The sequence below is a fragment of the Nocardiopsis alba DSM 43377 genome (genome assembly GCF_000341225.1).
GTDB classification, from domain to species: domain Bacteria; phylum Actinomycetota; class Actinomycetes; order Streptosporangiales; family Streptosporangiaceae; genus Nocardiopsis; species Nocardiopsis alba.
Genome location: NZ_ANAC01000001.1, coordinates 257236 through 282452 on the forward strand (window position 1 = coordinate 257236; position 25217 = coordinate 282452).

27 protein-coding genes are annotated in these 25217 nt (G+C 70.6%); 17 read left to right on the forward strand and 10 right to left on the reverse strand.

The window, feature by feature from the left end; translation table 11 throughout:
* Positions 1-4 precede the first annotated feature (4 nt).
* From pstB to D451_RS0101120, 6 genes are all read right to left on the reverse strand, one after another.
* Positions 5-784, reverse strand: a complete 780-nt coding sequence (gene pstB / locus D451_RS0101095; protein WP_014913178.1) for a phosphate ABC transporter ATP-binding protein PstB — start codon at positions 782-784, stop codon at positions 5-7.
* Positions 785-803: 19 nt separating this feature from the next.
* Positions 804-1886, reverse strand: coding sequence for a phosphate ABC transporter permease PstA (pstA, locus tag D451_RS0101100; RefSeq protein WP_017533109.1), 1083 nt, complete (start codon positions 1884-1886; stop codon positions 804-806).
* Positions 1883-2848 carry a phosphate ABC transporter permease subunit PstC gene (gene pstC, locus D451_RS0101105; protein ID WP_014908526.1) on the reverse strand — a complete coding sequence of 322 codons (966 nt, stop codon included), beginning with the start codon at positions 2846-2848 and terminating at the stop codon, positions 1883-1885. The genes pstA and pstC overlap by 4 nt, the downstream gene beginning before the upstream one ends.
* A 276-nt stretch (positions 2849-3124) precedes the next feature.
* A complete protein-coding gene (gene mshD / locus D451_RS0101110; RefSeq protein ID WP_017533110.1) occupies positions 3125-4105 on the reverse strand; it encodes a mycothiol synthase in 981 nt (326 codons plus the stop codon).
* Between the two features lie 70 nt (positions 4106-4175).
* Positions 4176-5303 carry a hypothetical protein gene (locus tag D451_RS0101115; RefSeq protein ID WP_026124726.1) on the reverse strand — a complete coding sequence of 376 codons (1128 nt, stop codon included), beginning with the start codon at positions 5301-5303 and terminating at the stop codon, positions 4176-4178.
* A gap of 195 nt (positions 5304-5498) precedes the next feature.
* Positions 5499-6266 carry a winged helix-turn-helix transcriptional regulator gene (locus D451_RS0101120; RefSeq protein ID WP_014912544.1) on the reverse strand — a complete coding sequence of 256 codons (768 nt, stop codon included), beginning with the start codon at positions 6264-6266 and terminating at the stop codon, positions 5499-5501.
* Between the two features lie 108 nt (positions 6267-6374).
* Here D451_RS0101120 and D451_RS0101125 point away from each other — a divergent pair, with 108 nt between their 5' ends.
* The 9 genes from D451_RS0101125 (at position 6375) to D451_RS28145 (ending at position 14701) form a co-directional block, all read left to right on the forward strand.
* Entirely contained in the window at positions 6375-6632 is a 258-nt protein-coding gene (locus D451_RS0101125; RefSeq protein WP_026124727.1) for a MoaD/ThiS family protein, read from the forward strand.
* A 31-nt stretch (positions 6633-6663) separates the two neighbouring features.
* Positions 6664-6930: a glutaredoxin family protein gene (locus D451_RS0101130; RefSeq protein ID WP_026124728.1), complete on the forward strand. Its 267-nt coding sequence runs from the start codon at positions 6664-6666 to the stop codon at positions 6928-6930.
* Between the two features lie 322 nt (positions 6931-7252).
* On the forward strand, positions 7253-7948 hold the full coding sequence (locus D451_RS0101135; RefSeq protein ID WP_014910427.1) for a redox-sensing transcriptional repressor Rex: 696 nt from the start codon (positions 7253-7255) through the stop codon (positions 7946-7948).
* 132 nt (positions 7949-8080) lie between these two features.
* Positions 8081-9562 carry a glutamyl-tRNA reductase gene (locus D451_RS0101140; RefSeq protein ID WP_017533113.1) on the forward strand — a complete coding sequence of 494 codons (1482 nt, stop codon included), beginning with the start codon at positions 8081-8083 and terminating at the stop codon, positions 9560-9562.
* Complete coding sequence (hemC, locus tag D451_RS0101145; RefSeq protein WP_014911621.1) at positions 9559-10515, forward strand: hydroxymethylbilane synthase; 957 nt, start codon at positions 9559-9561, stop codon at positions 10513-10515. The genes D451_RS0101140 and hemC overlap by 4 nt, the downstream gene beginning before the upstream one ends.
* A 118-nt stretch (positions 10516-10633) precedes the next feature.
* Positions 10634-12325: a bifunctional uroporphyrinogen-III C-methyltransferase/uroporphyrinogen-III synthase gene (locus tag D451_RS0101150; RefSeq protein ID WP_026124729.1), complete on the forward strand. Its 1692-nt coding sequence runs from the start codon at positions 10634-10636 to the stop codon at positions 12323-12325.
* Between the two features lie 59 nt (positions 12326-12384).
* Entirely contained in the window at positions 12385-13383 is a 999-nt protein-coding gene (hemB, locus tag D451_RS0101155) for a porphobilinogen synthase (RefSeq protein WP_017533115.1), read from the forward strand.
* Positions 13384-13475: 92 nt separating this feature from the next.
* Positions 13476-14135 (forward strand): bifunctional DNA primase/polymerase, encoded by a 660-nt coding sequence (locus D451_RS0101160; protein WP_017533116.1) that lies wholly within the window; start codon positions 13476-13478, stop codon positions 14133-14135.
* Positions 14136-14209: 74 nt separating this feature from the next.
* Entirely contained in the window at positions 14210-14701 is a 492-nt protein-coding gene (locus D451_RS28145) for a hypothetical protein (protein ID WP_026124731.1), read from the forward strand.
* A gap of 9 nt (positions 14702-14710) precedes the next feature.
* Here D451_RS28145 and D451_RS0101170 read toward each other — a convergent pair whose 3' ends face one another.
* Positions 14711-15358: a response regulator gene (locus tag D451_RS0101170; RefSeq protein ID WP_014911990.1), complete on the reverse strand. Its 648-nt coding sequence runs from the start codon at positions 15356-15358 to the stop codon at positions 14711-14713.
* On the reverse strand, positions 15355-16629 hold the full coding sequence (locus D451_RS0101175) for a sensor histidine kinase (protein ID WP_017533118.1): 1275 nt from the start codon (positions 16627-16629) through the stop codon (positions 15355-15357). Before D451_RS0101175 ends, D451_RS0101170 begins: the two co-directional genes overlap by 4 nt.
* Positions 16630-16824: 195 nt before the next feature.
* Between D451_RS0101175 and D451_RS0101180 the strand changes: the two genes are divergently transcribed.
* From D451_RS0101180 to D451_RS0101190, 3 genes are read left to right on the forward strand one after another with little or no spacing between them, the layout of a single operon-like run.
* Entirely contained in the window at positions 16825-17532 is a 708-nt protein-coding gene (locus D451_RS0101180) for a hypothetical protein (protein ID WP_017533119.1), read from the forward strand.
* Positions 17529-18428 carry an ABC transporter ATP-binding protein gene (locus tag D451_RS0101185; RefSeq protein WP_017533120.1) on the forward strand — a complete coding sequence of 300 codons (900 nt, stop codon included), beginning with the start codon at positions 17529-17531 and terminating at the stop codon, positions 18426-18428. The genes D451_RS0101180 and D451_RS0101185 overlap by 4 nt, the downstream gene beginning before the upstream one ends.
* Positions 18425-19189, forward strand: coding sequence for a hypothetical protein (locus D451_RS0101190; protein ID WP_017533121.1), 765 nt, complete (start codon positions 18425-18427; stop codon positions 19187-19189). The genes D451_RS0101185 and D451_RS0101190 overlap by 4 nt, the downstream gene beginning before the upstream one ends.
* A gap of 40 nt (positions 19190-19229) precedes the next feature.
* Here D451_RS0101190 and rraA read toward each other — a convergent pair whose 3' ends face one another.
* Positions 19230-19712, reverse strand: coding sequence for a ribonuclease E activity regulator RraA (gene rraA / locus D451_RS0101195; protein WP_017533122.1), 483 nt, complete (start codon positions 19710-19712; stop codon positions 19230-19232).
* Between the two features lie 268 nt (positions 19713-19980).
* Here rraA and D451_RS0101200 point away from each other — a divergent pair, with 268 nt between their 5' ends.
* From D451_RS0101200 to D451_RS0101220, 5 genes are all read left to right on the forward strand, one after another.
* Complete coding sequence (locus D451_RS0101200; protein WP_017533123.1) at positions 19981-20628, forward strand: phosphatase PAP2 family protein; 648 nt, start codon at positions 19981-19983, stop codon at positions 20626-20628.
* A 145-nt stretch (positions 20629-20773) separates the two neighbouring features.
* A complete protein-coding gene (hemL, locus tag D451_RS0101205; RefSeq protein WP_017533124.1) occupies positions 20774-22069 on the forward strand; it encodes a glutamate-1-semialdehyde 2,1-aminomutase in 1296 nt (431 codons plus the stop codon).
* A 34-nt stretch (positions 22070-22103) separates the two neighbouring features.
* On the forward strand, positions 22104-22739 hold the full coding sequence (locus D451_RS0101210; protein WP_014909855.1) for a histidine phosphatase family protein: 636 nt from the start codon (positions 22104-22106) through the stop codon (positions 22737-22739).
* Positions 22740-23067: 328 nt separating this feature from the next.
* Entirely contained in the window at positions 23068-23166 is a 99-nt protein-coding gene (locus D451_RS27130; RefSeq protein WP_013155353.1) for a 30S ribosomal protein bS22, read from the forward strand.
* 228 nt (positions 23167-23394) lie between these two features.
* Positions 23395-24330 (forward strand): NAD-dependent epimerase/dehydratase family protein, encoded by a 936-nt coding sequence (locus D451_RS0101220; protein WP_026124732.1) that lies wholly within the window; start codon positions 23395-23397, stop codon positions 24328-24330.
* A 23-nt stretch (positions 24331-24353) separates the two neighbouring features.
* Here D451_RS0101220 and D451_RS0101225 read toward each other — a convergent pair whose 3' ends face one another.
* Positions 24354-25160, reverse strand: coding sequence for an HAD family hydrolase (locus tag D451_RS0101225; protein WP_014912502.1), 807 nt, complete (start codon positions 25158-25160; stop codon positions 24354-24356).
* Positions 25161-25217 lie beyond the last annotated feature (57 nt).

The following is a 25217-nucleotide window of genomic DNA, read 5'->3' on the forward strand; positions in this document are numbered from 1 at the left end:
CGATCTACCCGAAGCGGCCGGTGATGTAGTTCTCGGTCTCCTTCTTCTCGGGACGGGTGAAGATCTGGTTGGTCTCGCCCATCTCGATCAGCTTGCCGGGCTTGCCCGGGGCGGAGAGGTTGAAGAAGGCGGTGCGGTCGGAGACGCGCGCGGCCTGCTGCATGTTGTGGGTGACGATCACGATCGTGTAGTCCTCCTTCAGCTTGTGAATGAGGTCCTCGATCGCCAGCGTCGAGATCGGGTCCAGGGCCGAGCAGGGCTCGTCCATCAGCAGCACGGACGGCTTGACCGCGGTGGCGCGCGCGATGCACAGACGCTGCTGCTGGCCGCCGGACAGACCCGAGCCGGGCTTGTCCAGGCGGTCCTTGACCTCTTCCCAGAGGTTGGCGCCGCGCAGGGACTCCTCGACGAGGTCGTCCGCCTCGGACTTGGGCATCCGCTTGTTGTTGAGCCGGGCCCCGGCGATCACGTTGTCGTAGATGGACATCGTGGGGAAGGGGTTGGCCTTCTGGAAGACCATGCCGATCTCGCTGCGGACCAGGACCGGGTCGACCTCGGCGCCGTAGATGTCCAGGTCGTCCAAGAGCACCTTGCCCTCGGCGCGGGCGCCGGGGGTGACCTCGTGCATCCGGTTGAGGGTGCGGAGGAAGGTGGACTTGCCACAGCCGGAGGAACCGATGAACGCCGTCACCGATCGCGGCTCGATGGTCATGGACACGTCCTCGACCGCGAGGAAGTCGCCGTAGTAGACGTGCAGTCCGGAGACGTCGATTCGTTTCGCCACAGGGTGTTCCTCGTGTGCTCTAGCGGGTCTTGGGTGCGAAGAGGCGGCCGATCACGCGTGCCAGGAAGAACAGCAGCATGACCACCAGGACCAGCGTCAACGCCGCCGCCCAGGCCCTCTCGTAGTTGACGGCCCCGCCCATACGGAACTGGGAGAAGATGAACACCGGCAGGTTCATCATCTGGCCGTCGAACAGGTTCCAGTTGATGGAGACCGCGGACGATCCCGCGGTGAGGACCAGTGGAGCGGTCTCTCCGATAACACGCGCGATGGCCAGCATGATTCCGGTGGTCAGACCGGCCGCCGAGGTGGGCAGTACGACCTTGACGATGGTGCGCCACTTGGGCACGCCCAGCGCGTAGGAGGCCTCGCGCAGGTCCTGGGGGACCAGACGCAGCATCTCCTCGCTGGAGCGGACCACGACGGGGATCATGAGCACGGCCAACGAGATGGCGCCCGCGGCGCCGTTGGTCTTGCCGGGGCCGAAGAGCATCATCCACAGCGCCACGACGAACAGACCGGCGACGATGGACGGGATACCGGTCATGACGTCGACGAAGAACGTGATGACCTTCTTCAACCGCCCCTGGGCGTACTCGACCAGGTAGACGGCGGTGAGAACACCGATCGGCACCGCCATCAGGGTGGCCATGCCGGTGATGGCCAGGGTGCCGACGATGGCGTGGTAGACGCCGCCCGCGTCCATGCTCGGCAGGACGCCGTTCATCGACACGGTCAGGAAGTAGGGGCTGAACCGGTCCAGGCCCTTGTCGGCCACGGTGTACAGCAGGGACACCAGCGGGGCCATGGCCAGCAGGAAGCAGCCGTAGACGATCGCGGTGACCAGACGGTCCTTGGCCTTGCGGCCGCCCTCCACACGGACGGAGGCGGTCACGATGATCACCGTGTAGGCCACGGCGGTCAGTAGGGCCCAGGCGACCGGGCCGAAGGAGGAGAAGGCGGCCAGTACGCCGGCGACCACCAGGGCGGAGCCGGCGAGCAGCAGGAGCGGGAAGCGGCGCGGCAGGGCGCCGGTGCTGAGCTCGGTCCGGGAGCCGGCCTCCGAACCCGGGGCGGGAGGCTGCGTGGTCGTCATGCTCATGCGGACTCCTTGTTGCCCCGTGCCACGACGTAGCGGGCGCCCATGTTGACGGCGAGGGTGATCGCGAACAGGACCAGACCGGCGGCGATCAACGCCGACACCCCGTAGCCGGTGGCCTCCGGGTACTGGAGCGCGATGTGCGCGGCGATGGTCTGGTTACCGCTCTGCAACAGGTCGAAGGAGATGGCCAGGGAGGGGGAGAGGATCATGGCGACGGCCATGGTCTCGCCGAGCGCGCGGCCCATGCCGAGCATGGCGCCGCCGACGATCCCGGACTTGCCGAAGGGCAGGACCGCGAGGCGGATCATCTCCCAGCGGGTGGCGCCCATGGCGAGCGCGGCCTCGCGGTGTCCCTGCGGGACCTGCTGGAAGACGTCGCGGGACATCGCGGTGATGATCGGCAGGATCATGACGGCGAGCACGATGCCCGCGGTGAGCAGTGTGCGGGCCGAGGTGGAGGCGGGGCCGGCGAAGAGCGGGATCCAGCCCAGGTAGCGGGTCATGCCCTCGTAGACGGGGACCAGCTTCGGGGCGAGGATCATCATGCCCCAGAGGCCGTAGACCACGCTGGGGATCGCGGCGAGCAGGTCCACGAGGTAGCCGAGCGTGGCGGCGAGCCTGCGCGGGGCGTAGTAGACGATGAAGAGCGCGATGCCGATGGCGACCGGGGTGGCCAGGGCCAGCGCGATCGTCGCGGCGAGGACCGTGCCGAAGGCCAGGGCGGCGACACCGAACGACGGGTTCTCCCGACTGTTGGCGTCCCACGACTGGTCGGTCAGGAAGTTCGAGGTGTTGGCCATCAGGGACGGCCAGGCCTGGACCAGGAGGAAGGCCGCCACACCGGCGAGGATCAGCAGGATCAGGATGCCCGAGCCTCGGGCGAGCCCGGCGAAAACGACGTCGCCGATACGGCGCTTGCCCGCGGGCGGTGGTGCCGCCTTGGGCGAGTCCGTGGTCGTCATGGATGCTCCGGTTCGGAAAGGGTTCGGGGCCGGTCACGCGAGGCCTGGGTGCCACCGCTCCGACTGGGCGCCGGGGCGGGGACGACCGCCGTGTTACGGAAGGATCGCCGAAGGCGCCCTTACCGTGACGATTGCGAAGGTAAGCGCCGGAAGTGACCAGTTCTCTCAGGGAAGATGAACGGAAGATGAACGTCGTGTCGCACCCTTGTGGCGGCAAGGGGTTCGATCGGTGAATGTGACGAGGCGCACGCCCGTGGGGTGTTCTCGGGGGCGCGTTCAGCCCTCGTGAGCGACAGGCGCGTACATCACGTCGGTGTCCCACATCGAGAAGCCGAGCGACTCGTACAGACGCACGGCGGCCCGGTTGTCACCGTCCACGTACAGGTGCACCCACGGCAGCCCGGAGTCGCGCAGGTGACGTAGACCGGCGAGGGTGAGGGCCCGGCCCAGACCGGTGCCCTGCCAGTCGGGGTCCACGCCCACCACGTAGACCTCGCCGACGGTCTCGTCGTCGCTCAGACCGGCGCCGTCGGCGTGGGTCTTGGTCCAGTGGTAGGCGGCGATCGTCCCGTTCTCGGTGGCGGCGACGAAGAAGCCGCGCGGGTCGAACCAGTCCTCGACCTCGCGCTGGAGCAGGTCGTCGAGGGTCAGGGAGCCCTGTTCGGGATGGTCGGCGAAGGCGCGGGAGTTCGCGGTCAGCCAGGCGTGTTCGTCCTGGCCGACGACGAAGGGGCGGATCCGCACCCGCTCGGCGACCTCGGGGCGCAGCTCGGGTTCGGGGAGTTCCGGGGCGGTCCAGGGGCCTCCGGGCACCTCGGGGCCCAGATCCCGCAGGGGCATCCGCATCTTGTGGAGCTCCCGGGCCGGGGTCCAGCCCTCGGCCTCGGCCGTGGCGACCGCCGCGGGGGTGCGCCCGTGGGCCCACACACGGATCCCGTTCGGTCCGGCGTCCTCTCGGATCGAACGCAACAGGGTCGCTCCGTATCCGCGGCCGCGCCGCTCGGGGTCGACGACGACCTCGCCGGAGTCGGGCTCGTCCTCGGAACGCTCGACGAAGGCGAAGCCCACGACGCGGCCCTCCTCGGCGAGGACGTGGAAGCGGCTGCTTCCGGCGGGGGCCCCGTGCCTGACCCGGAGCAGGGTCTGTTCGGACAGCGGGGCGACTCCGTCGGTGGCGCGGGCCGCCTCGGCGAGGACCAGGACGGGTTCGACCAGGTCGGAGGAGAGGTCATCGGTGACCGTCAGCGGGGTGCTCATGGCTCGGAATCCTAGATCCTGTTCGGCCTCGCGCGGGAGCCGGGCGCGTGCCGAACGTGCGATGGGGCGGTCAGCCCTTGCGGCGCCTGCCCTGGTACCCCGTTCCCAGGCGGACCCGACGGGTCGGCGCCAAGGGGGCGGCCAACAGCAGGGCCAGCAGGAACGCCGCGAGCAGGATCGCCGGGGTGATGGAGGGGCCCAGGTCGTCGTGATCGGCGGCGACCTCGGTCTCGGCGTCGTCATCGGAGGTGGGGGTGACCAGGGGCAGGTCGGCCAGGTCCTCCGGGACCCCGGGAGCGAGTTCGGGCAGGTCGGCCTCGTCACGGGGCAGGGTCGGGGCCTGGGGGCCGCTGGTCGGGACGGTGCCTCCGCGCGGAACGTCGCCCCCGCCTCGGGACGGTGTGCGGTCGGGGGAGGGCCGCGGTGTGTTCGAGGGCCGGTCGGAGGGCGAGGCGGTCGTCTCCTCGCCGTTCGTCGGCGAAGGCGTCGTGGAGGGCCGGTCCGTGGGGGACGCGGAGTCGCTCGGGGAGGGGGGCCCGGTCGGCGGAGCGGTGGGGCTCGGCGACGCGGTGGGTTCCTCCGTGGGCCGATCGGTGGGGGGCTGGGTCGGAGGCTCCGTGGGTCTTTCGGTGGGCTCCTCGGTCGGGGTCTCCGTCGGCTCCTCGGTGGGTTCCTCCGTGGGCCGCTCGGTCGGCTCCTCGGTGGGGGTCGGCTCGGGTTCGGGTTCGGGCTCGGGGACGTCGATCCGCCAGGAGGAGGCCGCGGATCCGCTCGGCTCGGTTCCGGCGCAGCCCCCCGCCTCGTCGGCGAAGGCGTAGGAGAGGGTGGCGGTCACCGTGGTCCCGTCGTCGGGGGAACCGCCCACGACGCCCGCGGGCGCGGACTCGCCGGGCGCGACCTCACGGGCGGAGAAGTCGTCCACCCGGAAGCCGGGATCGTTCACCTCCAAGGCCTGGAGGCACAGGGGCAGCGTGCCGCCGTTGGTCACCGAGAGCGGGTTGCCCGGCGCGGGCGATCCGGGCTCGACGGTGTCGGTGGTCCGCTCGAACGCCAACACCACCCCGTCGGTGGGGGCGGCGTGGGCCAGGCCCGGGGGCGCGATCATGGTGGAGCCGATGAAGACCACGCCGAGCAGGGCGGGCACACGGCGGCGGAGCGGGGTGGGGTGGACGGGGGGTGTCGCGGCGGGGACGGGCATCGGGGCGATCTCACTCCTCCGGTGGCGCGCCAGGGCGTCTCGGTCCACACCCGGAGAGCTCCGCCGCGCCTGTCGTTACCCGCCGGGTGCGTCAACGATCTTAGGGCGTGAGGACTCCGAGTACGAGACTCCACACCGTCTGTTCCTCGACCGTTGGCTCTCCGGCGGGTTCCCGTCGCGACCCCGGTGGTACCGCTACGCGGTGCCGGCCTCCGCCGATCGCGCCTCGGCCGGCCCGTCGGTGAGCCCGGCCGGAGAGGCGGGGGCCTTGGCCACGGGGTCCGGCACGAACCGGTAGCCCACGTTGCGGACGGTCCCGATCAGGGACTCGTGCTCCGAGCCCAGCTTGGCGCGCAGCCGCCGGACGTGGACGTCTATGGTCCGGGTGCCGCCGAAGTAGTCGTATCCCCAGACCTCCTGGAGCAGTTGGGCCCTGGTGAACACCCGGCCGGGGTGCTGGGCCAGGAACTTGAGGAGTTCGAACTCCTTGAAGGTCAGGTCGAGGATGCGTCCGCGCAGTCGGGCGATGTAGGTGGCCTCGTCGATCACCAGGTCTCCCCGGCGGATCTCGCCGGGATCGTCGGCGCCGGCCTCGGCCGCGCCGACCGCCATCCGTAGACGCGCCTCCACCTCGGCGGGGCCCGCGTCGGCCAGGACGAAGTCGTCGATGGGCCATTCGGGTGTGAGCGCCGCGACGCCGCCTTCGGTAAGGACGGCCAGGAGGGGGCGGTCCAGGCCGGTGGTGTCGAGCAGGCGGCAGAAGTTACGGGCGGCCGCGAGGTCGGTTCGGGCGTCGACCAGAATGGCGTCGACCGGGCTTCCGGGCGTACCGCTCACCCCTGAGGCGAGGAGTGCGCCGGCCTCGGCGGGCGCCACGCGCACCGAGTGCAGGAGAAGCCCGAGTGCGGGCAGGACGTGATCGGACGGTTCGTTCGAGTTCGTCAGTAGCAGCAGCTGGCTCATGCGTCTCTTCTCGTCGGCCCGCGTCCGGCGGGCGATCGAAGGCGCCGTTGCCCCCGGTGAAGAATGGTCGAATACGTCGCCTCCGAGGACACCAAGGATAATCAACAGATGGCGAAGTGCACTATCAGGTACTGGGCATCGGCGAAGGAAGCGGCCGGGACGGCCGAGGACACGGTCGATGCCGGAACTCTCGAAGCCGCTCTCGAAGCGGCGCGCCGTCTGCACCCCGACGACCGTTTCCTGCGCGTACTGGGGGCCTCGTCGCTTCTCGTGGACGAGAAACCGGTCGGACGGAGAGAGCATGGCGGGATCGTGGTCGAGGACGGGACCGTGATCGAGGTCCTACCGCCCTTCGCCGGTGGATGAGCGGGGAGAGAACGTGGAGACGGAGCGGAACATGACGGGGACCTCGGTCTGGACGGAGCGGGCACGTGTGGTGATGCTCGGCAAGCCCGGATGTCACCTGTGCGAAGAGGCGTGGTCGGTGATCACCCGTGTGACGGACGAACTCGGAGTGGACCGCGCGGAGCGGAGCCTCGACGAGGTGTCCGAGGCCGAGCGCGAGGAGTACTGGGACAAGATCCCGGTGACGTTCGTCGACGGGCGTCGCCACGATTTCTGGCGGGTCTCCGAGGAACGGCTGCGCTCGGCCCTCTCCTCCTGAGCGTGCTCGGGAGGGCGACGGGTTCTCCCGCCCTTTTTCTCGGAGAACGAGCACCACGTCGGGGCCGGCGGGTTTTCCCTCCCGCCGGAAATGCCGATGATGTGATCTTTCGTTTTCGAGGGCCCTCGGGGAGGGGTGATTTGTGTGAACCCGCTCGTGGGCGCTCACATGCCACCCCACTTTGTGCGTGCTTTCACAAGCACGTAATCTGGAGTTCCCGTACATCCCGAAGGTCGGGGAACGCGCGGAACCGGTGGGTGAGGCCGGGGACGGGCGTGGCCCGCACCCCGCCCGAACCGACCCACCTCAGGAGCGCCCGCCTGTGATCAGTCGTCCGCCTCGACCCCGGGAAAAGGGAATACCGGAGGCCACCGTCGCCCGGCTCCCGGTGTATCTGCGAGCTCTCCAGGTCCTCCAGGACCGCGGCACCGCCACGGTCTCCTCGGAGGCCCTGGCCGGAGCGGCCGGGGTGAACTCGGCCAAGCTCCGTAAGGACCTGTCGCACCTGGGTTCCTACGGGACGCGCGGGGTGGGCTACGAGGTGGAGTACCTCATCTACCAGATCTCGCGTGAGCTTGGTCTCACTCAGGACTGGTCCGTCGCCATCGTCGGCATCGGCAACCTGGGGCGCGCTCTGGCCAACTACGGGGGCTTCGGCACCCGGGGCTTCCGGATCGCGGCCCTGCTCGACGCCGATCCGGAGGTGGTCGGGAGGACCGTCGCGTCGCTGGAGGTGAGGCATATTGACAGCCTGGAAGAGGTTGTGCATTCCAAGGGCGTGTCGATCGGGGTCATAGCCACACCGGCCGGCTCCGCCCAGGGGGTGGCCAGTCGCTTCGTCGAGGCGGGCGTGACCAGCATCCTCAACTTCGCTCCCGTCGTGCTGAATGTGCCGGACGGGGTCGATGTGCGTAAGGTCGACTTGTCCATCGAACTCCAGATCCTCGCCTTCCACGCGCAACGCAGGGCCGATGGCGACGGCCGCGAGGCGGAGCGGGTAGGGCTGGAGATGACGTAGACGTCCAGGGTCCTGCGGACCCGCACGGGCGGCGGCGAAGAGCGAGCGTGCGCCGCGTTTCGGGGGGCCGACGGCCGGGGGCCGCGGCCCTGCCCGAACATGGAGAGACTTAGTGCCTGCATAGGAGTACGGATGAGTGTCCTGGCCGTGGGGTTGAGCCACCGGAGTTCACCGGTGGCGCTGCTCGAACGCGTCGCGCTGAACGGGGAGGCGCGCAGCAGGGCGGTCGGGGAGATGGTCGGTTCCGACGCGGTCAACGAGGTCATGGTGGTCTCCACCTGCAACCGCACGGAGATCTACGCCGACGTCGCGGGCTACCACGACGGACTCGCGGCCATCACCGAACTCCTGTCCTGGCACAGCGGCGTGAGCCTGTCCGAGCTCTCCGAGCACCTCTACGCCCACTATGAGGACCAGGCCGTCCAGCACCTGTTCTCCGTCACCTGTGGACTCGACTCCATGGTGGTCGGCGAGGGTCAGATCCTCGGCCAGGTCCGCGACTCCCTCAAGGAGGGCCAGGAGACCGGCTCCGTGGGCCGCGTCCTCAACGACCTCGGCCAGCGCGCCCTGCGCGTGGGCAAGCGCGCCCACACCGAGACGCACCTCGACCACGCCGGCGCCGACATGGTGAGCTTCGGCCTCACCGTCGCCTCCAGACACCTCGCCGTCACCCCCAGCCCCGACCTCCCCTTCGGGTCGGTCACCCCGCCCGCCGGATGCCCGATGTCCGGCCAGGGACTCGCCGAGGCCGCCTCCGCCGAGCCGCGCTCCCTCACCGCCGACCTTCCCTCCGGCCCGCTCACCGGTACCCGCGTGCTGGTCCTGGGGGCCGGTTCCATGAGCGCCCTGTCCGCCAACACCGTCGCCCGTCAGGGCGCCGGAACGGTCATCGTCGCCAACCGCACCCACGAGCGCGCCGCGCGTCTGGCCGAGTGCCTCAACGAGGCCTACGAGACCGTCCGGGCCGACACCGTCCCCTTCGCCGACGCGGCCGAGGCCCTCCCCGACGTCGACCTCGTCATCTCCTGCACCGGAGCCCAGGGCCTCGTGCTCCCCGCCGACGCCGTGGCCGACGCGACCCGGGGTCGTACCCGGCCCCTCGTCTTCCTCGACCTCGCGCTGCCCCGCGACATCGACCCCGCCGTCCGTGAACGCGAGGGCGTCCACCTCGTCGACATCGAGGACCTGCGTCAGGCCGCCGCGACCGGAACCGACACCGAGGCCGGCCGCTCCGGAGCGCTGACCCTCGTACGCGGGATCGTCGAGGAGGAGGTCGACGAGTTCCGCGCGGTACGCCGCGCCGACCAGGTCGCCCCCACCGTCGTCGCCCTGCGCGCCCAGGCCCGCGGCGTCGTGGACGCCGAACTCTCCCGCCTGCACGGTCGTCTCCCCGACGACCTCGACGAGCGCACCCGCGAGGAGATCGGCCGCGCCATGCGCCGCGTCGCCGACAAGCTTCTGCACAGACCCACCGTGCGCGTGAAGGAGCTGGCCGCCGCCCCCGACGGGGAGTCATACGAGGCCGCCCTGCGCCGATTGTTCGACCTCGACCCGAAGACCGCGGCCGACGCCGGGCGTTCCACCGCCGCGCGGCCCGCACAGGAGAAGGCATGACCGCCACCGCCGCCAAGCTCGGCACCCGACGCAGCACCATGGCCACCAACCAGTCCCAGAAGGTGGCCGACACGATCACCGAACGGACCGGCCACGCCATCGAACTGGAGCTGATCACCAGCTTCGGCGATGTCACCAAGGCCCACCTGACCCAGCTCGGCGGAACCGGGGTGTTCGTCAACGCCCTGCGAGACGAGCTGGTCGCCGACACCATCGACTTCGCGGTGCACTCCCTCAAGGACCTGCCCACCACCCCGGCCGACGGTCTGGTCCTGGCCGCCATCACCGAACGCGACGACCCGCGCGACGCCCTGTGCGCCAGGGACGGCCTCAAGTTCATGGACCTGCCCGCCGGCTCCAAGATCGGCACCGGCTCCCCGCGCCGGGTCGCCCAGCTCGCGGCCCTGCGCCCCGACCTGGTCTACGTGCCGATCCGCGGCAACGCCGAGACCCGCCTGGGCAAGGTGGCCTCCGGCGAACTCGACGCCGTGATCCTGGCCTACGCCGGTCTGGGCCGGGTGGGCCGCCGCGAGGACGTCACCGACGTCTTCGAGCCCGAGCAGATGCTGCCCGCCCCCGGCCAGGGCGCCCTCGCGGTGGAGTGCCGCACCGAGCGCGCCGACGGGGACCTGGCCTACCTGTCCTCCGTCGACCACGCGCCCACCCGCGCCGAGGTCGTCGCCGAACGCACCATCCTCGCGGAGTTGGAAGCCGGCTGCGCCGCACCGGTCGGCGCCTTCGCCGAGTACGGGGAGGGACGGCTGCGCCTGCGCGCCGCCGTCGTCGCCACCGACGGTTCCACCTCCGTCCGCCGCGAGCGGACCGTGGAGATGGCCTCGCCGGAGGACCTGGAGACGGCGATCGGGCTCGGCCGCGAACTGGCCCGACAGATGATCGCCGAAGGCGCCGACCGCATCGTCGCCGAGGCCTTCGCCGAAAGGGACAACCCCTGAGAACGACCCGGGCAGCACCTCGGCTGCCGGGGTGACACCCGCGCGGGTCGCCCCGACCATCACCGCCTCGGAGTTCGCGCCCCGAGGCGTGGGCGATCCACACAAGAGGAGCGAGTACGTGAACGCCAACGTCAACCCCCAGCCGGAGGACCCGCAGCGCGACGCGCGCGGAGCGGGCCACGTCGCCCTGATCGGCTCCGGTCCGGGCGGCGCCGACCTGTTGACGCTGCGCGGCGCAGAACTCCTGCGCCGCGCCGACGTGGTCATCACTCTGCGCGAGCCCGCGGCGGAGGAGCTCTCGGCCTTCCGTGAGGAGCTGCTCGCCCTGTGCCGTGAGGACGTCTCCGTGGTGGAGGCCGCCGAGTGCGGCGGCGACATCAACGCCCTCGCCGTCGAACACGCCCGTGAGGGGCGTCGGGTCGCCCGCCTGTACTCGGGCGACCCCTTCTTCGGCTGCCGCGGCGCCGAGCTCGTGGCCGCCTGTAAGGAGGCGGACATCGAGGTCGAGGTCGCTCCCGGGGTCTCTTCCGTCACCTCCGTGCCGACCTTCGGTGGTATCCCCCTGCTCGGGGACGACGTCGCCGAACTGCGCGTACTCCACGCCCGCCCGCACTCCGGCAAGGACGTCGACTGGCAGGAGGCGGCCGCCTCCGACGCCCCGCTCGTCATCCTGGGCGCCGACGCCCACGAGAGCGAGCCGCTCGAGCACCGCGGCCCCGGCTTCGACGTGGTGTGCAAGAACCTCATCGCGGGCGGTCGACCGGCGACCACCCCGGTCGCCGTCGTCCGGGCCGGGGGCACCACCCGACAGACCACCGTGACCTCCACGCTGGCCCGTCTGGTCGCCGAGCTCAAGTCCACCGACGCCAAGAACCACCACGTCACCGCGCCCGCCCTGATGGTCGTGGGCTCTCCGGTGGCCCGTCAGTCCGAGCTCTCCTGGTACGAGACCCGGCCGCTGTTCGGCTGGCGCGTCCTGGTGCCCCGCACCAAGGAGCAGGCGGCCTCCCTGTCCGAGCAGCTGCGCAACCACGGCGCGGTCCCCGAGGAGGTGCCCACCATCTCGGTGGAGCCGCCCCGGACCCCGCAGCAGATGGAACGCGCCGTCCGAGGCCTGGTCACCGGCCGCTACCAGTGGGTCGCCTTCACCTCGGTCAACGCGGTCAAGGCCATTCGGGAGCGTCTGGAGTCCTACGGTCTGGACGCCCGGGCCTTCGCCGGGGTCAAGGTCGCCGTGGTCGGAGACGCCACCGCGAAGGCCGTCCGCGACTTCGGTATCCAGCCCGACCTGGAGCCGCCGGAGGACGTCCAGTCCAGTAAGGGGCTGGTGTCGGTCTGGCCGCCCTACGACGCGGAGATCGACCCGATCGAGCGCGTCCTGCTGCCCCGGGCCGACATCGCCACCGAGGTGCTCTCGGCCGGCCTGAGCGACCTCGGCTGGGAGGTCGACGACGTCACGGCCTACCGCACCGTTCGAGCCGCGCCCCCGCCCCAGCCGATCCGTGAGGCCATCAAGGGCGGCGGCTTCGACGCCGTGCTCTTCACGTCCTCCTCGACGGTCCGCAACCTGGTGGGGATCGCCGGCAAGCCGCACAACACCACCGCCATCGCCGTGATCGGCCGAGAGACCGAGAAGACCGCCATCGAGTTCGGCCTGCGCGTCGACGTCGTGGCACCGAAAGCCTCGGTTTCCGCCCTGACGGAGGCTCTGGCGGAGTACGGTGCGGCCAAGCGCCGAGAGGCGATCGAGGCGGGCAAGCCCGTTCTGAAGCCGAGTCAGAAGCGTCGCGGTCGCCGCCGCAAGCTCTGACCGAGGGCACCACGACACGACGACACAGCAGTCCACTCCACGATCCGGGAGCATCCGAGATGACCTCTAACGACCACGACGCCGCGTTCCCCGTCGTCCGACCGCGTCGCCTGCGCCGGGGCACGGCGCTGCGTCGTCTGGTCTCGGAGACGCGGGTGCTTCCGGAGAACCTCATCCTGCCGATGTTCGTCAAGGAGGGGCTCACCGAACCGGTGGCGATCTCCTCGATGCCCGGCCAGGTCCAGCACACTCGGGACAGCCTGCGCAAGGCCGCGCGCGAGGCGGCCGAGGCGGGCGTCGGCGGGCTGATGCTCTTCGGCATCCCCGAGCACAAGGACTCCGTCGGCTCGCAGGCCGACGACCCGGACGGCGTCGTCCAGGTGGCCCTGCGCGACCTGGCCTCGGAGGTCGGCGACGACATCGTCGTCATGGCGGACCTGTGCCTGTGCGAGTACACCGACCACGGTCACTGCGGTCCGCTGGAGACCGACGGGCACGTGAACAACGACCTCACCCTGGAGCGGTACGCGTCCATCGCCGCCGCCCAGGCCGAGGCGGGGGCGGCCGTGGTCGCGCCCAGCGGGATGATGGACGGCCAGGTCGCGGCGATCCGCGCCGGACTGGACCGGGCCGGCCACCCCGAGGTGCCGATCCTGGCCTACGCCGCCAAGTACGCGTCCGTGTTCTACGGGCCCTTCCGCGAGGCGGCCGAGGGCGCTCCGCGGTTCGGGGACCGTTCCGGTTACCAGCAGGACCCGGCCAACGTCCGCGAGTCCCTGCGCGAGGTGGCCCTGGACGTGGCCGAGGGCGCGGACATGGTGATGGTCAAACCCGGCCTGGCCTACCTCGACGTGGTCGCCAAGGTGGCCGAATCCTCTCCGGTACCCGTGTCGGCCTATCAGGTGAGCGGCGAGTACGCGATGATCGAGGCCGCGGCGGAGAAGGGCTGGCTCGACCGGGAACGGGCGATCCTGGAGACCCTGACCTCCTACCGACGAGCTGGAGCGGAGCAGATCCTGACCTACTGGGCCACCGAGGCGGCACGTCTGCTGCGTTGAGCGCACCGGCTCGTCCCGGTCGCGGTCGCCGGGGGTTCGGGCCCCAGATCCGAACCCGGCCGCGCCCGCACCGATGAGACCGGGGAGCTCCTATGGCCGACGTGTTGTACCGAAGGAAACGCCGCCACGCGACGGACAGCATGCTGGAGTCCGCGCTGCGCTACGCCCGGCTCGGATGGCCGGTGGTCCGGGGCGCCTCCCCGGGGGAGGACCGCGCGTGTACGTGCGACCGGATGGGCTGTCCCGACCCGGCCGCCCACCCGGTCACCGCCGCTTGGGGCGTGGAGGCCAGCACCGACACCGAGACGATCCGCCGCTGGTGGACCGCGGCGCCCCATGCGAACGTGGTACTGCCGACCGGCCGCGTCTTCGACGTCCTGGACGTGCCCCGCGAGGCCGGTGTGATGGCCCTGGCACGGATGGGGCGCGCGGGGATCCCGGCGGGTCCGGTCGCCGCCATGGGGACCCGCTACCTGTTCTTCGTCGCCACCCGTTCCTCGGTGGACGAGGAGGAGTGGTGGTCCTGCCATCTGGACTGCGTACCCGAGGCCGTCGAGGAGATGCCGGGGCTGCGTTGGCACTGCCGGGACAGCTTCGTCCTCGGGGCCCCCTCGGCCCTGCCCTTCGACGACCGGGTCACCTGGATCCGCACCCCCTCCGACTCCGAGGGCTCCGTGCTCCTGCCCGACCCCATCGCCGTCCTGGACATCCTGTCGGACGCCAGCGAGGAGTTCTCCGCCCCCAGGCCCTGACCGGAACGGGGCACGTTGACCTCATCCGGCCACGACGGACGGGGCATGAGGGGTGATGCCCTAGCTTCGTTCGGGTGAGAGATCGCGCCGAGAAACACCCCCTGCCCCTTCGCCTCATGGTCCTGTGCGTCGCCATGGTGTTGTCCGTCGGCGCCTGCCGTGACGGGGACGATCAGTCCGTCGAGACTCCTCCCGAGACGTCCGACGCCACTGCCGGTGAGCCCACGGAGATCGATCTCCCCGAGGTGAAGAGTGCTTGTGACGACGTTCGATCACGTATGGACACGGTCGATGCCGCGGCCGAGGGGCTCGAGAAGGATCTGCTGATCGACCGGGTTCCCTACCAGGATCGGTACGAGCTCGAATTGAACGACCACTTGGCCGAAGTCGAACTTTTGGAGTCCCTGCTCTCCGGTACGGACCTGGGGCACGAGGTGACCGCACGGGCCGACGCGGTCGACGCGGTTCTGGTCGAGCTCGAGTCCGGAGACGAAACCGGACTCGCGGATGCACTCGACCGGGTCTCGGAGACCCGTGGTCCGGTCCTGGACTTCTGCGAGCGATGATCCTCTCGGTCAGGTGTCCTGTCGGCCGACCCAGAGGGCCAGGCGGGTGCGATCGCGCAGATCCAGCTTGCGCAGGATGCTGGTGACGTGGTTCTTGGCCGTGCCCTCGGTGATGAACAGGGCACGGGCGATCTCCCGATTGGTGGCGCCCTCGCCCACCATGCGGGCCACCTCCCACTCCCGGTCGGACAGCGGTGTCGCCGTCTCGGAGACCGGGGGCGGGGCCACGGTGGTGTTCAGGGCCGCGACGAGCCGGTCGGCGGCCGGGCCGCCCAGGACCGTCTCGCCCCGCGCGGCCCGACGGATCGCCGAGACCAGCTCGTCGGGCGGCACGTCCTTGAGCAGGTAGCCTCGGGCGCCCGCGCGCAGCCCGCCGAAGACGAGCTCGTCGTCGTCGAAGGTGGTGAGGACGATGGCGGGGACCTTCGGATGTTCGACGCGCATCCGGGCGATGAGCTCGATCCCGTCCATGCGCGGCATCCGGGCGTCCACCAGGGCCACGTCCGGAGAGGGGTGCGCGGCCAGGAACTCCAGGGCCTCGACCCCGTCGGCGGCGTCACCGACGATCTCGATGCCCTCCTCGATCTCCAGCAGCTTGCGCAGCCCCTGTCGCAGCAGGATCTGGTCGTCCACGATCAGGACCGAAACCGACGTCACGCCGCACCTCCCGTCACGACCGTAGCGGCCCGTGCGACCGCCGGGACGGTCACCCTGAGCCGGAACCCGCCCTCGGCCGGGCTCTCCGCGCTCATCGTCCCTTGTACAGAGGCCACCCGCTCTCGCAGACCGCGCAGGCCGAACCCGTTCCGGGCGGTCTCCTCATCGGCGCCGTTCCCGTTGTCGGTCACCGTCACCGTCACGCCTTCGGGGGAGGAGGCCACCGTCACCTCGACCCGATCGCTCCCGGAGTGGCGCATCGCGTTGGTCAGCCCCTCCTGGAGCGCCCGGTAACAGACCAGCTCGGCCTCCTGCGACGGCTCCGGCCACTCCCCGGTCTCGGTGAAGACGATGCGCGCCCCGCCGCCGTCGAAGGACTCGGCCATCGCCCGCATGGCGGTCACGCCCGCGCGTCCCTCCAGCCGGAGAGGTCGTAGCGCCCTGACCCATCTGCGGGTGTCGGTGAGGGCCTCACGAGCCAGTTCCCGGGCCTGTTCGACCTCCTCCCAGGCGGACTCGGGGCGGGCGGTGCGAAAGCGTAGGGCGTTGGAGAGGTTCATGGTGAGGGCGGTGAGGTAATGCCCGGTGCTGTCGTGCATCTCCCGGGACATGCGCGCCCGCTCCTCGGCGACGGTCAGTTCGCGTACCCGGTCGGAATGGCGGCGCAGCTCGGCGTGGGCCTCCTCCAGTTCGGCGAGGAGCTCCCGCGTGCGTTCGGCCCGTTGGGCGGAGATCACGAGCCCCATGTACACCAGCCCGGACAACAGGGCCAGCGTGGTGAGTCCGACCGCCATGGCCGCGCCGATGAACAGGTGTCCCTCGGGAAGGCCGATCGTCGTGATCGAGAACCCGATGAGGAGCGTCGCGTAACAGAGCAGGCCGGGGATCCCGAAGACCGCCACCGCGTTCATCGCGGCCACACAGACGAACAGGAAGGTGGTGTGGTTGCTGACGAACATCGAACACAGGCTCAGGAGGAGGAAGGTCGCGCTGGCGAGCCGTCCCGTCCAACGTGCCCCGGGGCTCCACGCCAGGAACGGCCACAGAGCGCAGGACAGGGTCAGGGCCACGCCGCTGGCGACGATGTAGACGATGATCAGGGGCCCGGCCGACCGGAGCTCCTCCATGCCCTCCGTGAACGCGGCGACCCCGAACATCAACGCGGTGGTGAGGACGGCGGCCCAGAAGAGCAACCCCAGGACCCGGGGCGGTCGGCCCTCCCGTAGGGCGACCCAGTCGGACAGGTCGGGGAACCGGCCGTTGTTCGTCATTGATCGAGGGTAACCGGGGGAGCAGGGCCGGGGCCGGCCGCCGAGGTCATGTCCGGGGCACGTCCACGACCATGACCTCCGGCATGCCCGAAGGCGCCCCGAAGCCATGACCGGAGCGTTCCTCCGGGGCGATGCGCCGATCCCTCGCGGCTCCGTAGCGTCGTTCGTGAAAGACGAGGGACGGAGGCGGAGCGCATGGGCGGAAGGACCTCGGGGAGGGTCCCCCTTCCCCGCTGGGGAACGCTGGGCACCCTGGCCACGGTGGTGTTCATGGTGGCGGTGTCGATCCATCTGTACCCCGGGCTCCCCGCCCGGGTGGACTCGGCGGAGTACGACATACTCCGCGGCTCCTCCGACCTGCCCGGATGGGCGGTCGCGTCGATCCTGCCCGCGGTGTCCCTGACCATGGTGGCCGTGTTCTCGCTGGTCTCGGTGGTGGGGGATCGGTTCCATCGGGCCTTGGAGACGCCCACACCGTGGTCGACGCGATCCCTGAGGCGGGTCGTCGACCTCTTCTCGCTGCTGTTGGCGCTGCTCTTGGCCGCGCTGCACGTCGTGACGCTGTACGAGGTGGCGGGCGGAGGCCCGTCGTTGCCCACGGACCGGATCGTCGCCCTGACCCTGGCGGCCTTCCTGGTGGGGATGGGGGCGATCGCCCCGCTCCTGCGCGCGGAACGGCCCGAGGAGACCCCGGCCGCGCGCTGGTGGGAACAGGCACGCGGGTGGGTGGGGGCGTCGATCGCCCTGGTCGGAGTGGCCACCGGGGTCATGGGACTCGTACTGCCCGACCCCACCGTCGCGGCCTACACGGTGATGCTGATGGGGCCCGCGATCCTCGTCGGCTGTGCCGTCCCCTTCGTCGGAGACCGGGAATGGAAGAAGGAGCCCAGGAGCGGCCCATGAAACACGAACACGTGATCACCACGAAGGGACTCACCCGGTCCTACGGGCCGGAGACGGGGATCTTCGACATCGACCTCGCGGTGCCGCGTGGCCGCGTTCTGGGCCTGGTAGGCCCGAACGGAGCGGGAAAGACCACCCTGTTGTCGATCCTCGCCGGTATGCGAGCGCCCGGAGAAGGGACGGTGTCGGCCCCCGAGGGGCGGGTCCTGCTCTGCCCCGACGTTCCCGACTTCGAACCCTGGCTGACCGCGGCCGAGGTGGTCGCCCTCAGCGCCCACATGGTCGGGGAGAAGGCCGGTGACGCCGAGATCGCCCGGGCTCTGGACCGCGTCGGGCTCGCCGAGGCCGCCGACCGGCGCAACGGCCGTTTCTCCCGGGGCATGCGTCAACGCCTGGGTCTGGCCGCCGCCCTCGTCTGCCGCCCCGAGGTGCTCATCCTCGACGAACCCGCCTCGGGCCTGGACCCTCAGGGCCGGGTGGACGTCCTCGACCTCATCACCTCGCTGAGAGGAGAGTGCACGATCATCGTCGCCAGCCATCTGCTCGGCGACGTGCAGAGGATCTGCGACGACGTCGCGGTGCTCGTCCGGGGCCGACTTGTCTACCAGGGGCCGGTCGCCGACATCGCCGACCGCGGCCGACCCAACGCCTGGTACCTGCGGACGCATGGACCGGTCGACCGTCTCGTCGGACTCCTGACGGCCGAGCCCTGGGTCACCCGGGCCTCCCGGGTGGAGGAGGACTGCGTCCATCTGGAGGCGGTGGACGCCGACTCGGGGGAGCTGGGGATCCCCCGGCTGCTCGCCGAACACGGGATGCCGCTGGTGTCCATGACCGGCTTCCAGGAGGACCTGGAATCGGCGTTCCTCTCCCTCACGAACAGGACGGATCGATGAACGGCACGCTGTACCGGCTGGAGGCCCGGCGACTGCTCCGTACCCACACCCTGCTCGCCCTGGTGCTCGTCTTCGGGATCTTCGGGGCGGTCGGGCCGCTGCTCTCCTACTTCATGGAGGACTTCCTGACGTTGGCCGACCCTCGAGGGGAGTTGGCCGCCATGGACTTCCAACTGCCGGAGATGACCGCGGTCGACGCCCTGGGCTCCTACGTCGAACTGGCGGCCCCGGTGGGGACGCTCGTGGTGATCCTGGTGGCGACCATGGCCCTGACGGTGGACTCCGGGCCCGGACGGGCCGTCTTCTATCGGACCCGGGTCTCCGGGGCTGCGGAGATGCTCCTGCCCCGCTTCGTCCTTCCGGCGGCGGCCGCCGTCCTCGCCCACCTGGCGGGTTCCCTGGTGGCCTGGGCGCTCGCCTCGGCGCTCTTCGAACCCTTGTCGCCGTCGGTCCTGATCGGAGCCCTGATCGGCGGGGTCTTCCCGATCCTGGCCGTGGCGGTGGTGGCGCTGATGTCGTCCTTGATGCGCAACGCCCTCGCCGTGGTGGGGGCCTCCGCACTCGCCCTGATGCTCCTCTCGGGGATCGGGCAGATCCCCGCTCTCGCCGAGTGGGTGCCGAGCACGCTCATGCGCGGACCGGCCCTTCTGGCCGCGGGGGCGCCGGTCGGAGACCTCCTCCCGGCCGCGGCGGTCGGCCTCGTGGGAACCGCGTTGCTCCTGTTCGTGACGGTGAACAGGAGCGGAGCCCGAGAGATCTGACGGGGCTGCGGGGGCGGCGGTCCCCGCCGCCCCCGCCGTCTCAGAGCCTCGTGGCGTTGACGACGATGCCGTCGTGGTCGCTGTAGAGCCACTCGCCGGGGACGAACGTGACGTCGCCGAAGGTGACCGGGACGTCCGCACGTCCGGCGGCGTCCTTGAGCGACTTGCGCGGGTTGGAGCCCAGCGCCTTCACCCCCAGCTCCAGCCCGGCCAGTGCGACCGTGTCGCGGACCGCGCCGTTGACGACCACTCCGGCCCAGCCGTTCTCCACCGCCGAGGCGGCGATCATGTCGCCCATCAGGGCGGTGCGCAGAGAGCCGTTGCCGTCCACGACCAGCACGGCGCCGTCACCGGGAGTGGCGAGGATCCGCTTCACCAACCCGTTGTCCTCGTGGCAGCGCACGGTACGGATCGGCCCGGAGAAGACGTCGTGCCCGCCGTACCGACGGAACTGCGTCGAACAGCTGCGCAGGGTGTCACCGTGGTCGTCGATCAGATCCGCCGTGGTGAAGTTCGTGGCCATGACAACTCCGGTCTGTGGGAGACGGATGGACCCCGCCACGCTATCCACCTCCGTCACCACGCCTTTTGTTCAGGGGTGGCCGTCTCTTTCGTGGGGTTTCGTCATCTCTTTGGTCGATTTCCCCACCGGAACGGCTTTGCGGGCTTCGGGTTGATGACAGGATAAGGGCTTCCGTTCATTCGCCCGTGGGAGTCCCGTCACCGGGACGTCGCCCAGCCTTCTCCGCTGCACGCGCGACCTTCTCCCCGTACGACCCCAATGGAGAGAGATGGTCTCTGAGATCTTCGCCATCAGCGCCGCCTGGTCCCGGGCCGTGATCGAGTTCGCGGCCGGCCTCGATCCCTGGATGCAGACCGCCGCCGAGTGGGGTACCGACCTCTTCCTCGGTGTCTTCGCGCTCCTGTTCCTCATGGCCTGGTGGCGTGCCCGGTCCGCCGGCTCACGCCTGGTCGGCCTCGCGCTCTTCGCGCCGGTCGCCACCGTCATCGCCTACTTCGTCAGTCTGACGATCAAGTCCTTCTTCGAACAGCTCAGGCCCTGTCAGGCCATGACCGACCTGACGACCATCGCCACCTGCGACCCCATAGGTGACTGGTCCTTCCCGAGCAACCACGCCGCCATCGCGGGCGCCGCGGCCGCGGCCATCATCGTGGCCTGGCGCCGCTACGCCTTCGCGGCGATCCTGTTCGCTCTTCTGGAGGCCTTCTCCCGGGTCCTCGTCGGCGTCCACTACCCGCACGACGTCACGGTCGGACTCCTGGTCGGCGCGATCGTCGCGACGCTGGTCAGCCTCGCGATGTCCCGCCCCATGACCCTCCTCGTCGACAAGGTGGCCGAGAACGACCGCCTGCGGCCCCTCGTCCGCTCCGGGGACCGCGTCGCCCAAGAGGCACCGAAACACGACACCTACGCCTAGGGATCCCTCTCCCCGTGCCCCGCCCCGTCCCCCGGTGGCGGGGCACACCCCTTCCCGGACCCATGGGGGTGGGGAGGGGCATCGTGACCAGGTCTTCGGGGTGGGGCATGGACGGAACGGGGAGGACGGCTGACACACTGGTGAGGTGGGTACACAACAGACTTCCGCAGAGCTCTTCCAACGGGCGTCCGCCGTCGTCCCCGGCGGCGTGAACTCGCCCGTCCGCGCCTTCGGTGCCGTCGGCGGCACCCCTCCGTTCTTCGTCAAGGGCGAGGGCCCCTACCTCACGGACTCCGACGGTCGTCGCTACGTCGACCTCGTCTGCTCCTGGGGTCCGCTCATCCTCGGGCACGCCGAGCCCTCCGTGGTGGAGGCCCTCCACGGCCAGGTCGCGGCCGGGACCTCCTACGGGGCGCCGACGCCGGGCGAGGTCGAACTCGCCGAGCTGATCGTCGAGCGCGCCCCGGTGGAGAAGGTCCGTCTGGTCAACTCCGGGACCGAGGCGACCATGTCCGCGATCCGTCTCGCGCGCGGGTTCACCGGGCGGAGCAAGATCGTCAAGTTCGCGGGCAACTATCACGGTCACGTGGACGCGCTCCTGGCCGCGGCCGGCTCGGGTCTGGCGACCTTCGCCCTACCCGACTCCCCGGGCGTCACCGGCGCCAGCGCCGCCGACACCCTCGTGCTGCCGTACAACGACGTGGAGGCCGTCGAGAACGCCTTCGCCGAGCACGGTGACGAGATCGCCTGCGTGATCGCCGAGGCCTGCCCCGCGAACATGGGGGTCGTCCCGCCCAAGGACGGTTTCAACGCCCGTCTCAAGGAGATCGCGCACGCCAACGGCGCCCTGCTGATCCTCGACGAGGTCCTCACCGGGTTCCGGGTCAGCGCCTCGGGCTGGTTCGGTCTGGAGGGTGTGACGCCCGACCTGATGACCTTCGGCAAGGTCATGGGCGGTGGCCTGCCGGCCGCGGCCTTCGGCGGTCGGGCCGACGTCATGGACCGTCTGGCCCCGAACGGCCCGGTCTACCAGGCGGGCACGCTGTCCGGTAACCCGCTGGCCACGGCCGCGGGCCTGGCCACGCTGCGCGGTGCCACCCCCGAGGTCTACGAGCACATCGACCGGGTCTCCGCCCAGGTCGAGGGCGAGGTCTCCAAGGCGCTGTCCGCGGCCGGGGTCGCCCACCGCGTCCAGGGCGGCGGGAACCTGTTCACCGTGTTCTTCACCGACCAGGAGGTCGTCGACTTCGACACCGCGCGTCGGACCGACACGAAGGTGTTCTCGGCGTTCTTCCACGCGATGCTCGACCAGGGCGTCTACCTGCCGCCCGCGGCGTTCGAGGCCTGGTTCTTCTCGGCCGCCCACGACGAGGCCGCGATCGACGAGGTGGTCTCCGCTCTGCCGAAGGCCGCCCGGGCCGCGGCCGAGGCCCAGGGCTGATCATGCTCGGACCCAGGACGGAAGGACTTCCACGATGACCACGACCACCGTCGTCCACCTGCTCCGCCACGGCGAGGTGTACAACCCCCGGAAGGTCCTCTACGGGCGGTTGCCCGACTACCACCTGAGCGACCGGGGCCAGAGGATGGCGGAGATGGCCGCCGACTGGTTCGAGGGGCACGACATCGCGGCCCTGTACTCCTCCCCGCTGGACCGCACCCAGGAGACCGCGGCCCCGCTGCGGAAGGCGTTCGATCTACAGGTGACCCTGGACGAGCGGCTCATCGAGGCGGCCAACAGGTTCGAGGGGATGTCGTTGTCGGCCTCCTCCGCCCGCGACCCCCAGGTCCTCAGGCGGCTCTACAACCCCTTCAGGCCCTCGTGGGGCGAGCCCTACCAGGAGATCGTCTCCCGCATGGTCGAGGTCATCAAGGTCGTCCGCCGTGAGGCCTGGGGGCGTGAGGCCGTGTGCGTCAGCCACCAGCTTCCGATCTGGATGGCCCGTCGCGCGGCCGAGGGCAAACGCCTCTGGCACCGGCCGGACCTGCGTGAGTGCAATCTCGCCAGCGTCACGTCGTTGACCTTCGCCGATCAGCGTCTGGCCAGTGTCAGTTACGCGGAGCCGGCGGCGGAGCTCTACGGCGACGGTCCGTCCGTTCCCGGGGCCTGACCGGCCCGGTCCCGGGCCCGAGGGCGCCGGGACCAGGCCTTTTTCGGCTCGCTCCACCCGGGGACTTCGTGGGTCCACCGGGTGGAGGCCGCATGTCACGTGGCGGGGTGTGTGTCCACGGGACACGCCCTACGGGTAAGCTAAGGCCACGGGTGCGGTAGACGTGCGTGCTCAGCGCAGTCCTCCCCGGGGCCCGCCCCGGTCGCACCGGCCGCGTGCCTCGTGTACGCGTGCCTCAGCGAGCCCAGCAACCGCATCCGAACCAGAAGGTGTCCGCCACCGGTGGTTCGGCATGTCCGTACTCACTCGTCAGCGAGAAGGTGATCCCATGGGTTCCGTCATCAAGAAGCGCCGTAAGCGGATGGCGAAGAAGAAGCACCGCAAGCTGCTCAAGCGCACGCGCGTCGCGCGTCGCAACAAGAAGTAGGACTGTTCGCGGCGAACGTCTCTCCGCGGGCGTGGGCGCGCTTCGAGCACGCCCCGGACGCGGAGACACTCTCTTTCCTCACCCGGCGTCGGCCGGGATGAAGGAATTCTCCGGGTGGGACGCCGTTGTCGTGTTCCACGGGTCGCGGTCGCCGCTTCACCCTCCCCGGGTGAACGGTCCGCGAGCCTCCCGGAACCACCACCGTCTCCTCCCAAGGAACGTGTCGCCATGGCTCGTGTCGTACTCGTCACCGGGGTCTCAGGTCCCCTGGCCGCCAGGGTCGCGCAGACTCTGAGCGAGAACCCCGGCGTCGGCCGGGTGATCGGCGCGGACTCCTCTCCTCCGCCCGCGGGCGTCGAGGGGATCGAATACCAGAACGTCGACCTGCACGACGGGAGCCTGGACCGCATCGTCGCCGAGTCCGGTGCCGAACTGGTCCTGCACCTGGGTCTGGACGCCACCGAGACCTCCGACCGGGCGGACGGCCTCCTGGGCACTCTGCGGGTCCTGGGCGCGGCCCAGCGTTCCGACACCGTCCGCAGACTCGTGGTCCGCTCCAACGCGGCCCTGAACGCCGACGACACCGCCGAGGTCGAACGGCACGTCCACGCGCTGCGACGCCGTCGGCCGGATCTCTCCGTGGCCGTCATGAGGCTCGCGAACCTCATCGGCCCCTCCGTGGACACCCCTCTCACCCGCTACATGCACTCCCGCGTCGTGCCCACGGTGATGGGACGCGACCCCAGGGTGCAGTTCCTGCACGAGGACGACGGCGCCGAGGCGCTCGTCCGGATGGCGCTCTGCGAGGAGACCGGTGTCTTCGACGCCTGCGGGGCGGACACGGTACCTCTCTCCCACTGCCTGCGCAGGGTCGGCGGACAGCGTCTCCCCGTTCCCGCGCGCGGTCTGAGGGCGCTGCGGGGTGTGGCCCGGCATGGACGGATCGGTTACGCCGGCGCGAGCGCGGCACGGAGCGTCGAGGTCGGTCCCCACGTCTCCCGTCTGGATCCGGCGCCGTTGTGCGCCGCCCTGGGCTGGGCTCCCGCCTACAGCTCCATCGAGGCCTTCGAGTCCTACGCGCACAGCCGCGGCCGTGTGGCCCGTGGCGCGGGTCTGCGTCCGATCCACGTCCTCGCCCTGGCCCGGGCCACCTTCGGTCGCTGACGGACGTTCCTTCCGCGCGGCTCTCAGCGCGCCGTGAGCGCCTTGCGGTGTCTGACCGCGCGTAGTGCCACGGCCCCGGCCACGGCGCCCGCCACGGCGGCGGGCACGGCCACCTTCAACGCCTTGCGATGCTTGCGGAAGTCGTGGATGGGCCATTCGTGGTTGCGCGCGTACCGGCGCAGGTCCCCGTCGGGGTTGACCGCGTGAGGGTCGCCGACCAGTGACAGCAGCGGCAGATCGTTGGAGGAGTCGCTGTAGGCCGAGCAGGAGCGCAGGTCCCATCCCTGCGCGCCGGCCAGCGCCCGGACCGCCACGGCCTTGGCGGGGCCGTGCAGCAGGTCTCCGTTGAGCCGTCCGGTGTACACCCCGTCCACGGTCTCGGCCTCGGTGCCCAGTGCTCCGGTCAGTCCCAGCCTGCGGCGGATGATCTCAGCGAGCTCGACGGGGGTGGCGGTGACCAGCCATACGGGCCGGCCGGCGTCCAGATGTCTCTGGACCAGGGCGCGGGCGCCCTCCCAGATGCGGTCGGACATGGTGTCGTCGTAGATCTCCTCGCAGAGCGAGACGAGGTCGTCGACGTCGTGTCCGGCGACGAAGGCCAGGGCGGCCTCCCGGGCGGCGTTGATGTGCTCGGGCTGCTCGCTGCCGGTCACCCGGAACACCGTCTGTCCCCATGCGAAACGCATCAGGTCACGTGTGGTGAACAGGTCGCGGGAGGCGAGTCCCCGGGCGAAGTGGTAGATCGACGCGCCCCGCATCAGGGTGTTGTCCACGTCGAAGAAGGCGGCTCCGGGGCCGACCGGTTCCGGGGACGATACGTCCTGTGACACGGTTCTCTCCTGGCTCGGGTGGGGGAGGCGATCCTCCGATGGGCGGGGGTGACGCTC

Bases quoted from the DNA above. Each gene is read 5' to 3' on its own strand.
- pstA (WP_017533109.1), bottom strand. From the start codon at position 1,886: ATGAGCATGACGACCACGCAGCCTCCCGCCCCGGGTTCGGAGGCCGGC.
- pstC (WP_014908526.1), bottom strand. From the start codon at position 2,848: ATGACGACCACGGACTCGCCCAAGGCGGCACCACCGCCCGCGGGCAAG.
- mshD (WP_017533110.1), bottom strand. From the start codon at position 4,105: ATGAGCACCCCGCTGACGGTCACCGATGACCTCTCCTCCGACCTGGTC.
- D451_RS0101115 (WP_026124726.1), bottom strand. From the start codon at position 5,303: ATGCCCGTCCCCGCCGCGACACCCCCCGTCCACCCCACCCCGCTCCGC.
- D451_RS0101120 (WP_014912544.1), bottom strand. From the start codon at position 6,266: ATGAGCCAGCTGCTGCTACTGACGAACTCGAACGAACCGTCCGATCAC.
- D451_RS0101125 (WP_026124727.1), top strand. From the start codon at position 6,375: ATGGCGAAGTGCACTATCAGGTACTGGGCATCGGCGAAGGAAGCGGCC.
- D451_RS0101130 (WP_026124728.1), top strand. From the start codon at position 6,664: ATGACGGGGACCTCGGTCTGGACGGAGCGGGCACGTGTGGTGATGCTC.
- D451_RS0101140 (WP_017533113.1), top strand. From the start codon at position 8,081: ATGAGTGTCCTGGCCGTGGGGTTGAGCCACCGGAGTTCACCGGTGGCG.
- hemC (WP_014911621.1), top strand. From the start codon at position 9,559: ATGACCGCCACCGCCGCCAAGCTCGGCACCCGACGCAGCACCATGGCC.
- hemB (WP_017533115.1), top strand. From the start codon at position 12,385: ATGACCTCTAACGACCACGACGCCGCGTTCCCCGTCGTCCGACCGCGT.
- D451_RS0101160 (WP_017533116.1), top strand. From the start codon at position 13,476: ATGGCCGACGTGTTGTACCGAAGGAAACGCCGCCACGCGACGGACAGC.
- D451_RS0101175 (WP_017533118.1), bottom strand. From the start codon at position 16,629: ATGACGAACAACGGCCGGTTCCCCGACCTGTCCGACTGGGTCGCCCTA.
- D451_RS0101180 (WP_017533119.1), top strand. From the start codon at position 16,825: ATGGGCGGAAGGACCTCGGGGAGGGTCCCCCTTCCCCGCTGGGGAACG.
- D451_RS0101185 (WP_017533120.1), top strand. From the start codon at position 17,529: ATGAAACACGAACACGTGATCACCACGAAGGGACTCACCCGGTCCTAC.
- D451_RS0101190 (WP_017533121.1), top strand. From the start codon at position 18,425: ATGAACGGCACGCTGTACCGGCTGGAGGCCCGGCGACTGCTCCGTACC.
- rraA (WP_017533122.1), bottom strand. From the start codon at position 19,712: ATGGCCACGAACTTCACCACGGCGGATCTGATCGACGACCACGGTGAC.
- D451_RS0101200 (WP_017533123.1), top strand. From the start codon at position 19,981: ATGGTCTCTGAGATCTTCGCCATCAGCGCCGCCTGGTCCCGGGCCGTG.
- D451_RS0101210 (WP_014909855.1), top strand. From the start codon at position 22,104: ATGACCACGACCACCGTCGTCCACCTGCTCCGCCACGGCGAGGTGTAC.
- D451_RS27130 (WP_013155353.1), top strand. From the start codon at position 23,068: ATGGGTTCCGTCATCAAGAAGCGCCGTAAGCGGATGGCGAAGAAGAAG.
- D451_RS0101220 (WP_026124732.1), top strand. From the start codon at position 23,395: ATGGCTCGTGTCGTACTCGTCACCGGGGTCTCAGGTCCCCTGGCCGCC.